Origin of the sequence: Actinomyces sp. ZJ308 (assembly GCF_011752065.1) — a bacterium.
Lineage (GTDB): Bacteria > Actinomycetota > Actinomycetes > Actinomycetales > Actinomycetaceae > Actinomyces.
This window is the reverse complement of sequence record NZ_JAAIJY010000008.1, coordinates 79668-90261: the sequence shown is the minus strand read 5'-3', so window position 1 is coordinate 90261 and position 10594 is coordinate 79668. Positions and strand designations below refer to the sequence as shown.

7 protein-coding genes and 1 pseudogene are annotated in these 10594 nt (G+C 70.4%); 6 read left to right on the top strand and 2 right to left on the bottom strand.

What is annotated here, in order from left to right; translation table 11 throughout:
• Positions 1-121 precede the first annotated feature (121 nt).
• The 3 genes and pseudogenes from HCR68_RS05630 to HCR68_RS05620 all read left to right on the top strand — a co-directional run bounded on the left by HCR68_RS05630 (position 122) and on the right by HCR68_RS05620 (position 2943).
• Positions 122-1359, top strand: a pseudogene (locus HCR68_RS05630) (IS256 family transposase).
• Between the two features lie 88 nt (positions 1360-1447).
• Positions 1448-2308, top strand: a complete 861-nt coding sequence (locus tag HCR68_RS05625) for an EamA family transporter (RefSeq protein ID WP_243858952.1) — start codon at positions 1448-1450, stop codon at positions 2306-2308.
• Positions 2305-2943, top strand: coding sequence for an NAD(P)H-binding protein (locus HCR68_RS05620; RefSeq protein ID WP_167147333.1), 639 nt, complete (start codon positions 2305-2307; stop codon positions 2941-2943). The genes HCR68_RS05625 and HCR68_RS05620 overlap by 4 nt, the downstream gene beginning before the upstream one ends.
• A gap of 8 nt (positions 2944-2951) precedes the next feature.
• Here the strand turns inward: HCR68_RS05620 and HCR68_RS05615 are convergent, their stop codons facing one another.
• Positions 2952-5177 (bottom strand): phospholipid carrier-dependent glycosyltransferase, encoded by a 2226-nt coding sequence (locus tag HCR68_RS05615; protein ID WP_167147331.1) that lies wholly within the window; start codon positions 5175-5177, stop codon positions 2952-2954.
• 167 nt (positions 5178-5344) lie between these two features.
• Between HCR68_RS05615 and rsmI the strand changes: the two genes are divergently transcribed.
• Complete coding sequence (gene rsmI, locus HCR68_RS05610) at positions 5345-6238, top strand: 16S rRNA (cytidine(1402)-2'-O)-methyltransferase (RefSeq protein ID WP_243858954.1); 894 nt, start codon at positions 5345-5347, stop codon at positions 6236-6238.
• A gap of 55 nt (positions 6239-6293) precedes the next feature.
• Positions 6294-6896, top strand: a complete 603-nt coding sequence (locus tag HCR68_RS05605) for an isochorismatase family protein (RefSeq protein WP_167147324.1) — start codon at positions 6294-6296, stop codon at positions 6894-6896.
• A gap of 347 nt (positions 6897-7243) precedes the next feature.
• Here HCR68_RS05605 and HCR68_RS05600 read toward each other — a convergent pair whose 3' ends face one another.
• Positions 7244-8359: a hypothetical protein gene (locus tag HCR68_RS05600; RefSeq protein WP_167147321.1), complete on the bottom strand. Its 1116-nt coding sequence runs from the start codon at positions 8357-8359 to the stop codon at positions 7244-7246.
• A gap of 331 nt (positions 8360-8690) precedes the next feature.
• On the opposite strand from HCR68_RS05600, the gene metG reads away from it, so the two are divergent.
• On the top strand, positions 8691-10538 hold the full coding sequence (gene metG / locus HCR68_RS05595) for a methionine--tRNA ligase (protein ID WP_167147318.1): 1848 nt from the start codon (positions 8691-8693) through the stop codon (positions 10536-10538).
• Positions 10539-10594: the final 56 nt, after the last annotated feature.

The window sequence follows — 10594 nt, the reverse complement described above, 5'->3', positions numbered from 1 at the left end:
CCGAGGCGATCGTGCGGTCCTTCTCAATGACCTCACGCACGACCTGGGCCTTGAACTCCTCTGAGTATTTCGCTGCTGGCATGGTCTCCATCCTATCGACTCACGGGAAGAAAAACTCCCCCTGTCCGAGAAACACCACGCACTCCAGACCGCTCCTCATATTGTCGACCCTGAGCGCCTTCTTGGCGAGGCTCTTTCTCAGGCCTCCCCGGACCTGATGCGTAGCCTGCTGCAGACGGTGATCAACTCCTTGCTGAGCGCCGAGGCTGACGCGGTGTGCGGTGCCGAGTACGGTCAGGCCAGCCCGAGCGCCGGGCTCAGCGCAATGGCTACCGGCACCGGGACCTGGACACCCGGGTCGGCACGATTGACGTGGCTGTCCCCAAGCTGCGCACCGGCTCGTACTTCCCCGACTGGCTGCTTGAGCGCCGCAAACGGGCGGAGTCGGCGCTGATCACAGTGGTTGCCGACGCCTACCTGGCCGGGGTCTCCACACGGCGCATGGACAAGCTGATAGGTACTTTGGGCATCAACTCGCTGTCGAAGTCACAGGTCTCACGTATGGCGGCCGAGCTCGACGAGCAGGTCGCCTCCTTCCGCAACCGGCCCCTGGGCGATGCAGGCCCATTCACCTTCGTGGCGGCCGACGCCCTGACCATGAAGGTCCGCGAAGGTGGTCGCGTGGTCAGCGCGGTGGTCCTGACCGCTACAGGGGTCAACGCTGACGGACATCGCGAGGTCCTAGGACTGCGGGTAGCCACCACCGAGAGCTCGGCGGCCTGGAACGGGCTGCTCGCCGACCTGGTGGCCCGGGGGCTTACGGGGGTACGGCTTGTCACCTCTGACGCCCACACGGGCCTGGTTGAGGCCATCGCCGCGAACCTGCCCGGAGCGACCTGGCAGCGCTGTCGCACCCACTACGCCGCCAACCTGATGACAGTGGTTCCCAAGAGTCTGTGGCCCGCTGTCAAGGCCATGCTCCACTCGGTCTACGACCAGCCCGACGCAGCAGCCGTCGAGGCTCAGTTCGACCGCCTCCTGGACTACGTCCACACGATCCTGCCCGAGGCTGCCGACCACCTCGACGCCGCACGAGCCGACCTGCTGGCCTTCACTGCCTTCCCTGTCGAAGTATGGAGACAGATCTGGTCCAACAACCCCCAAGAACGCCTCAACAGAGAGATCCGCCGCCGCACCGACTCAGTAGGTATCTTCCCCAACAGAGACGCCATTATCCGCCTGGTTGGCGCCGTCCTGGCAGAGCAGACCGATGAGTGGACCGAAGGACGCCGCTACCTCAGCCTCGACGTCCTCAACCGCAGCCGGAACCTACCCAACGCCCCCTCCCTCACCAACTAACAACCACACTCCACGAAGACCTCTACACCACATCAAGAGACTTGACCGGCCCGAGGAGTCCGACACTCGCCATCGTGCCGGCTGGATCGTGCTGACGGCCCTGGCGCCGACTGTGTGGGGAACGACGTACCTGGTCACCACCCAGGCGCTCCCCTCGGGCCACCCGGTCTTCGCTGCCTTCATGCGGACGCTGCCCGCCGGTGCTCTCGCGCTGCTGGTCGCGCGACGGCTGCCGCGAGGCGGCTGGTGGTGGAGGAGCCTCGTACTCGGCGCGCTCAACATGGCCTGCTTCTTCCCGCTGCTCTTCGTCGCCGCGCAGCGCCTGCCCGGCGGTGTGGCCGCGACGCTCGGAGCCGCGCAGCCGATCATCGTCGCCATCCTCGCCGTCGTCGTCCTGGGGGAGAGTCCATCGGCGCGAAGGCTGGTGTGGGCGGTGATCGGCGTCATCGGTGTGGCGCTCGTGGTGCTGGGACCCCAGGCTCGGCTCGACGTCCTCGGCGTGGCGGCGGGCCTCGGTGGAGCCGTCTCCATGGGGCTGGGGGTCGTGCTCACCAAACGGTGGGGCAGGCCCGACGGCGTCGGCGCCCTCAGTCTGACGGGCTGGCAACTGACCGCTGCAGGGCTGCTCCTTGCCGTCCCCGCACTCCTCATCGACGGGATTCCGCAAGACATCGATACCGCCGCGGTGGCGGGCTACAGCTGGCTCGGACTCGTGGGAGGACTGGTCGCCTACCTCGTCTGGTTCGAAGGCGTCCGCCGGCTACCGGTGACGCCGACGGCGCTACTGGGCCTGCTCTCGCCGCTGACGGCCGCTCTCCTCGGCCGCGTCGTGGCCGGTGAGGTGCTCACCGCCGCCCAGCTCCTGGGATTCGCCACGGCCCTGAGCGCCATGGCCGCGGGGCAGATCCCTCCGTCCTCCTTCCCCTTCTTTCGAAAGGACCACTCATGAGAATCGTCGTCCTCGGAGCCACCGGCATGGCCGGCGCCGCCGTCGTCAGTGAGGCGGCCGGCCGCGGCCACGACGTCACCGCCGTATCACGGCAGCAGCGCCCCCAGACCGGCAACCGCCTCACCTCCCACCTGGTCGACGTGACCGACGTCGACGGCGTCGCGGGCCTCCTGGAGGAGTGCGATGCCGCCGTTGTCGCCATCCGTCCGCCTGCAGGCCAGGAGGGCGACCTGGCGGGCATGACAAGAGGGGTCCTGGACGCCGCCTCAAGAAGCGAGACTCCGCTGCTCATCGTCGGGGGTGCCGCTCCGCTGCGATCTCCCGCGCATCCCGGCACCCTGGTCATTGACGACCCGACCGTCGTACCGCCCGCATGGCGAGAGGTGGCGCGGGCGAGCCTCGAGCAGCTCCGCGCCTGCCGGGACCATGAGTACCGGGGGTGGGTCTATCTCAGTCCTCCGGCGCTCTTCGGACCGGGAACCAGCACCGGTTCCTACAGGCGCGGAACCACAACGCTTCTCGTCGACGATCAGGGCGTCTCCCGGATCAGCCCCGAGGACCTCGCCCGCGCCGTCGTCGACGAGCTGGAGCACCCCGGCGGCGACCAGCACTTCACCGTCATCGCCTCTTCCTGATGCCGTCCTCAGATCCAGGACGACAGGAACATGTGGTAGAGCCAGAAGGTGCGTGAGACGTTCTGCCCGGTCCAGATCGGCCACCAGAAGGCGGCGGCGGCGCAGGCCAGGGCCATGACCACGATGATGAGGGAGATGCCCTCACTGCGGATCTGCCACGTGGGTGCCGACGTCCAGCTCGCCAGCGCCGTCCACCGGCTGCGTCGGCCGGTTCCCTCCAGGTCGTCGTCGGAGAGGTCGGGTGCGGTGCGGGCCGCGGAGATCGTCGACGCTGTCGGTGCGAGATACCCCGTCAGCTCCGCCGCGGCCAGGTCCTCCGCTGTGTCGGCCCGGTCGGCCCGGTCGGCCCCGTCAGCTCGGGAGCCGGCGCCGGCCAGGCCGGTGGGCGCACCGGCCTCGCCCTCGGCTGCGTCGTCGTGGGTCTCCGCGCTGATGCGGTACATGCCCGGGTCGGTCTCCACCACCGGCGGAGTCCACACCGGCGTGCGCCCGAACTGCGGACCGAAGCCCAGGAACCTGGCGCCCACACCGCGCCAGGGCCGAATGCCCGCACCGATCTGCCCGTTCCTCAGAGCCGCCACCTGCGCCCGGGCCGCCTTGGACCCCGGCAGCGGCGGCACCAGGCCCGCAGCCATGCCCAGCGCCAGCACGAGGACGAGCACGACGCAGGGGACGAAGGCCACCGTGTAGAAGGTGAAGATCGTCCGGTCCCGGTACTGGAACCACGGCACGTACAGGCCCAGGTAGCCGATGAGCGGTACCCACACCCGCCAGTCGCGGTTCTTGACCCCGATGATGACGATGGCCGCCAGCGCCACCACGGCGGACCACCAGATGACGATATTGCCGATCGAGGTGATCGCCTGGATGCAGTCCCCGCCCCAGCAGGTCTGCGGTACCTGGGCCTTGTCCTCCCAGAAGAAGGAGGTAGGCCGCGTCTGGAACAGCCAGCCGTAGGGCTTCGACTGGTAGGTGTGCGGCGAGGCCAGGCCGACGTGGAACTCGTACATCTGCTGGTGGTAGGCGATGAAGTCGTTGATGCTGTGGGGCAGGGAGGGGAAGGGCACCGGCTGGTGATTCTCGATCTGCTCAAGCGCCCACCCGTGCTTGTAGGCGCGGGGGTGGATGAACCAGGACCACCAGCACCCGACGTAGACAGCGGCAGCCACAGGCACCGTCTGGAAGAAGTCGCTCACGCCTTGGGCGACCGTGCCCTCCAGGAACCAGGCCCGCGCTCCCACTCGTCGCAGCGCCAGGGTGTCCCACACGACGACGGCGACGCCGACGACCGCGACGAGGTAGAGCCCCGACCACTTGATGGAGCAGGTCAGCCCCAGGGCGACGCCGGTGGCCAGCAGCCAGGGGCGGATCGTGGCGTGCGGCGGCCTCGCCCCGGGACTCGTCCACGCCATCCTGCGGGCCAGCCTCGCCCGCGACCACTCCCGGTCACGCACCAGGAAGTACAGGGACAAGGTGGCGAAGAACCCGATGAACACGTCCAGCAGGCCGATGCGGGACTCGGTCAGCGCCACGCCGTCGATCGCCAGGAGCAGGCCGGCCAGGCCCGCCAGCAACGGGGAGCGGGTCAGGCGCATCGTCAGACGCGTCAGCAGCATGACCGTGAGGATCCCGGCGACGGCCGGCATGAAGCGCCAGCCGAAGGACGATGACGGCCCGAAGAGATCCATCCCGGCACCGATGAGCCACTTGCCCAGCTGAGGATGGACGACGTAGGCGGCCTGGGTGGACATGCCGGAGAAGTCCCCGGAGGCGAAGGCCGCATCGGAGTTCGTCGCCCAGTTCGCCTCATAGCCCAGGTGCCACAGGGCGTAGGCGTCCTTGACGTAGTAGATCTCATCGAACATGAGCGTCTTCGGATGGCTCAGCCCGATGAGGCGCAGCAGGGCGGCGATGACGCCGACGACGCCGGTGGCGACCCAACCGCGCACCCTCACGGCGCGGGGCATGACCCAGCCCGCCGGACCGAGCCCGAGCAGGGTGCGCAGCTCGTTCTCGGTGCGCCCCTGACGACCGATGCCGCTGCCGGTCTCGCCGTCCCGTGTGCCGACGGCGCTGCTGGTCCCGCCGGCGGCGTCGGCCGGCCCGGTACCCGGCGCCTCGGCCTCAGCCGGGGCGGATTCCTGTCCTGGTTCCTGCTCCGTGGACGGGTCCGCGGAACCGTCACGGGACTGCTCGGGGGACTGTTCGGGAGACAGCGCGCTCGGAGTCGTCACGCCCCGAGTCTAGGCGGCGGCGCCATCAAGGTCGCAGCGACATACTGTGTCCTATGACTGAGAGCCTTCCGCCCGCAGAGCACTCCGCCGTCGGGGACGGCCGTGATGGCGAGCCCGACCAGGGCGGCCAGGCCGACGGCAACGGCATCACCGACCCTGCTGCCGACATGGTCGACACGGCCGACACGGCCGGCGCGCTCGTCGCCCACAGCCCTGACCTGCGCCGTGGCACCATCACCCTGGCCGCCACCCCGATCGGCAACGCCTCCGACGGCTCCCGGCGGCTGCGCCGCGGCCTGGAGCAGGCCGACCTCATCGCCGCCGAGGACACCCGCCGGCTGCGCGCCCTGGCCCAACGTCTCGACGTCGAGCCCCACGGGCGCATCATCGCCCTCCACGAGCACAACGAGCGCGACCGCGCCCCCGAGCTGCTTGAGGCGGCCCGCGCCGGCCGGCGCGTCCTGGTCGTCTCCGACGCCGGCATGCCGTCGGTCTCCGACCCCGGCTACCGGCTCGTCCAGGCCGCCGTCAGTGCCCGGGTGCCCGTCACCGTCGCCCCGGGGCCGTCCGCGGTCCTGACCGCCCTGGCCCTGTCCGGCCTGGCCTCCGACCGCTTCTGCTTCGAGGGCTTCCTGCCCCGCAAGCCGGGGGAGCGGCGTCGGGCCCTGGAGTCACTGGCCACCCAGGAGCGCACCATGATCTTCCTGGAGTCGCCCCGTCGCGTCCACGACTCCTTGACCGCCATGGCCGAGGTCCTCGGCGATGGGCGCCCGGCGGCGCTGTGCCGGGAGCTGACGAAGACCCATGAGGAGGTGCGACGAGCCCCGTTGGCCGAGCTCGCCCGGTCCACCGCCGACGGCGTCCTGGGAGAGGTGGTCCTCGTCGTCGCCGGCGCCGAGCCCGTCACCGCCGGCCCGCAGGACGCCGCGCGCGAGGCCCTGGCACTGGCCGGGACCGGTATGCGTCTCAAGGCCGCGGCCGCCCAGGCGGCCGGCAAGGCCGGCCTGCGCCCCAATGAGGTCTACCGCGCCGCCCTGGAGCTGCGCGAGACCACCGCCTGAACCGGGATTCGGCGACCACGGCCCCTGACGCGGCAGGCCCGGCTATGGTCGGGTCATGAGCAACGAGCAGCCCACCGGCCCGGGTGCCCGCGCTCGCCGGGCCCTCATCGTCGTCGACGTCCAACCCACCTTCTGCGAGGGAGGTGCCCTGGCCGTGGCCGGCGGCAACGCCGTCGCCGAGCGGATCGCCGCCCACCTGTCCTCCAGCAGGCAGGACTACGACCTGGTGGTCACCACCCAGGACTGGCACATCGACCCCGGTGCGCACTTCTCGCCCGAGCCCGACTTCATCGACACCTGGCCCGTCCACGGGGTGGCCGGCACCCCCGAGGCCCAGCTGCACCCCGCCCTGGACGGCCTGGGTGCCGACGCCGCCGTCAAGAAGGGGCAGTACGCCGCCGCCTACTCCGGTTTCGAAGGCGTCGACGACGACGGGGACACCCTGGCGGACATCCTGCGCGCCGCCGGGATCGAGGCCGTCGACGTCGTCGGCCTGGCCGAGTCCCACTGCGTCAAGGACACCGCCCTGGACGCCGCCCGGCAGGGCTACCGGGTGCGGGTCCTGACCGACCTGACCGAGCCGGTCAGCCCCGAGCTGGGTCGAGCCGCACGGGCAGACATGCACGCCGCCGGCATCGAGCTGGTCCCCTCCCGCTGAGGACCGTCGTCACGGACCGCCGGGCCCTAAGGCCTGTTGCGAAAGCACGATGAGGCGTCCGCGTGTTCGTAGGGTAGGTCGCGCGTTCGTACCCTCTACCCCTCGAACGCGAGCCCTAAGGTACGACCGCGACGGGTCACGTGCCTTGCCGCAGCCCCACATGTCGCAACATGACCTAAGACGCACCCGCAGCCCCCAACAGACTGTTCATAACAGGCCTTAAGGCGCGTCCGCGGCGCCCGACAGACGTCCGCAACCCGCCCCGGGGCCATGAGCACACGGGTGCCCTCGCCGAGCAAGGAGTCGGCGAGGGCACCCGTGTCGTGTCACCTGGGCCGCGCGGGGCGCTACTGCGCCGGCCAGCCGCCGTTGTACTGGCCCGGCTGGTTGTATCCCGGCTGACCGGGCTGGCCCGGCTGACCGGGCTGGTTGTACTGACCCTGCTGCTGCACGGGCTGCGTGAACACCGACGGCTGCTCCGGCTGAGCCGGTTGCTGACCCGACCATCCGAACTGCGCGGTCGGAGCCGTCTGCGGGTACTGGGGTGCTCCCGCCCCGGCCGCCGAGGCGGCGTAGGGGGCCTGCTGGGCGGCCGGCTCGGGCTGCTGGTACTGAGGCTGCTGCGCGTACTGCCCGCCCTGAGGCTGCTGGGCCGCCTGCCAGGCTCCCTGGGTATAGACGCCCGGGGCCCCGGGGGCCGCCCCGGCCATCGGGTCGCCGGCCATCACGTTGAACGATCCGTCCGCCGCGGCCTGCGAGGGCGTCGCTCCCGCGGCAGCCAGCCTGGAGCGCCAGGCCATGCCGCCGGCGCCCATGCCGATCCCGATGACGGCGATGATGATCGAGCCGACGAGCCCGAACAGTGACAGCAAGGTGCTCTTGGCCGACGACGGGGCGACGATCTCTCCCACGGAGACGCCTGAGGTGTTGTTGCAGTCAACGGTGTAGGAGCCCGACTCCTTGGAGGAGAAGGTCGTGAACAGCTTGCCGCCCTTGACCGTCGTGGACGACGAGCTGGACTTCGTGGCGACGTCGTCGCCGTCGGGCGAGGTGACCGAGCAGTCCGGTGCGTCGTCGCCGTCGCTGTAGAAGAGCCCGTAGCTGCTGCCCTTGTCCAGCTCCACCGCGGCGGCCTGGTCATCCGGAAGGCTGGTGACCGTGGCGTTGAACTGCCCGCGGGTCACCGCTGAGCCGATCCCGCCGATGACGGCGATGAGGAAGATGGCGAGCCCCGCCGCCGCCAGGGCCGTCGGAGCCGCGAGACTCCTCGACGGTGCCGGCTGACTCGCCGCTCCCGGGTAGCCGGGCTGAGGCGCCTGGAAGGACGCGGCCGACGGGTACTGCGAAGGCTGGCCGCCGGCCAGGGCCGGGTCGTAACCGTTCGCCGGCCAGCCCGCTGAGCTCGCGGAGTACTGGGGGTCGGGCGCGGAGCCGGGGTAGGGGGAGCCGGGGTACTGGGACATAACTGGCCTTCCTGGTCCATCGTGTCCATGTCAGAGGCGTACGGGAACAGGTCATGATCACGTGCGCCGCTCGGTCATGACAAGACGGCGAGCGTCGAGCGGGTACTGCATGACTCGGGACAGACTACCGGGTACCGGCGAGACGGCGCAGGCCGTGGCTGAGACTGTGGTCGAGACTGTGGGTGAGCCGGTAACCGATCTCTGCGGACGAGACATGGTCCTGAGCACTTCTGCCGCGCGGCGAGCGGGATCGAGTGGGATGGCGAGCGGCAGGGCCGGCCGATGAGACCGGTGGGGACTGAAGCGGCCGGGAACCGGATAGGGTGACCCCATGACCCATATCCTGTCCGCAGTCGCCTGGCCGTACGCCAACGGCCCGCGTCACATCGGCCACGTCGCCGGCTTCGGTGTTCCCTCAGACGTCTTCTCGCGCTACATGCGCATGGCCGGTCACGACGTCCTCATGGTCTCGGGCACCGATGAGCACGGCACCCCCATCCTCGTCGCCGCCGACGAGGAGGGCGTCAGCGCCCGCGAGCTCGCCGACCGCAACAACCGCCTCATCGTCGAGGACCTCGTGGCCCTGGGCCTGTCCTACGACCTGTTCACCCGCACCACCGCCGGCAACCACTACCACGTGGTCCAGGACATGTTCACCACCGTGCGGGACAACGGCTACATGGTCCAGCAGGTGACCCGCTCGGCGATCTCCCCCTCGACCGGCCGCACCCTTCCGGACCGCTACATCGAGGGCACCTGCCCGATCTGCGGCGCCGAGGGCGCCCGCGGGGACCAGTGCGACACCTGCGGCAACCAGCTCGACCCCACCGACCTCATCAGCCCGCGCTCGCGGATCAACGGCGAGACCCCCGAGTTCGTCGAGACCACCCACTGGTTCCTGGACCTGCCGGCCCTGGCCGAGGCCCTGGGGGCCTGGCTCGATGAGCGCGAGGCCTCCGGGACCTGGCGGCCCAACGTCATCAAGTTCTCCCAGAACCTGCTGGGCGACATCCGTCCGCGCGCCATGACCCGCGACATCGACTGGGGCATCCCGGTGCCCGGCTGGGAGGACCAGCCCACCAAGCGCCTCTACGTCTGGTTCGACGCCGTCATCGGCTACCTGTCGGCCTCCGTGGAGTGGGCGCGCCGCAGCGGTGACCCCGAGGCCTGGCGCGCCTGGTGGAACGACCCGCAGGCCCTGTCCTACTACTTCATGGGCAAGGACAACATCGTCTTCCACTCCCAGATCTGGCCCGCCGAGCTCCTGGGCTACAACGGCCAGGGCGAGCGCGGTGGCGAGCCCGGCCGCCTGGGCGTGCTCAACCTGCCCACCGAGGTCGTCTCCAGCGAGTTCCTGACCATGGAGGGCAGGAAGTTCTCCTCCTCCCACGGCATCGTCATCTACGTGCGCGACTTCCTCGAGCGCTACCAGGCCGACGCCCTGCGCTACTTCATCTGCGCGGCCGGCCCGGAGACCGCGGACGCGGACTTCACCTGGGCGGAGTTCGTGCGGCGCACCAACGGCGAGCTCGTGGCCGGCTGGGGCAACCTCGTCAACCGCACCGCCTCCATGATCCACAAGCGCTTCGGACAGATCCCCGAGCCGGGGCGGCTCCAGGACATCGACCGGGCCCTGCTCGACGCCGTCGAGGCCGGCTTCACCTCCGTGGGCGACCTCATCGCCCAGCACCGTCAGAAGGCGGCCCTGGGCGAGGCCATGCGGCTGGTCGGTGAGGCCAACAAGTACGTGGCCGACACCCAGCCCTTCAAGCTCAAGGGCGAGGACCCCGACACCCAGGCCCGCCTGGCCACGGTCCTGCACACGCTGGCCCAGGTCGTCGCCGACCTCAACCTCATGCTCTCGCCCTTCCTGCCGCACGCCGCCAACGACGTCGACCGGGTCCTGGGCGGGCGCGGCGAGATCGCCCCGATGCCCCGCATCGAGGAGGTCGACGAGCTCGACCCCGAGCGTCTGCCCGAGGCCTTCGACGGTCGCATCGGCTACCCCATCATCACCGGCGACTACGAGGGCGTCCCCACCTGGGAGCGCCACCCGGTCGTCGTCGGCACGCCCGTGGCCAAGCCGACGCCGGTGTTCACCAAGCTGGACGAGTCGATCGTCGAGGCCGAGCTGGCCCGCTACGCCGACTCCGTGCCCGACGACGTCACCGGCTCCTGAGCCCGGTGCCCGCTGCTGCCTCCGCCGTGGCGCGCCGGACGCCCGGTGCCCACCCA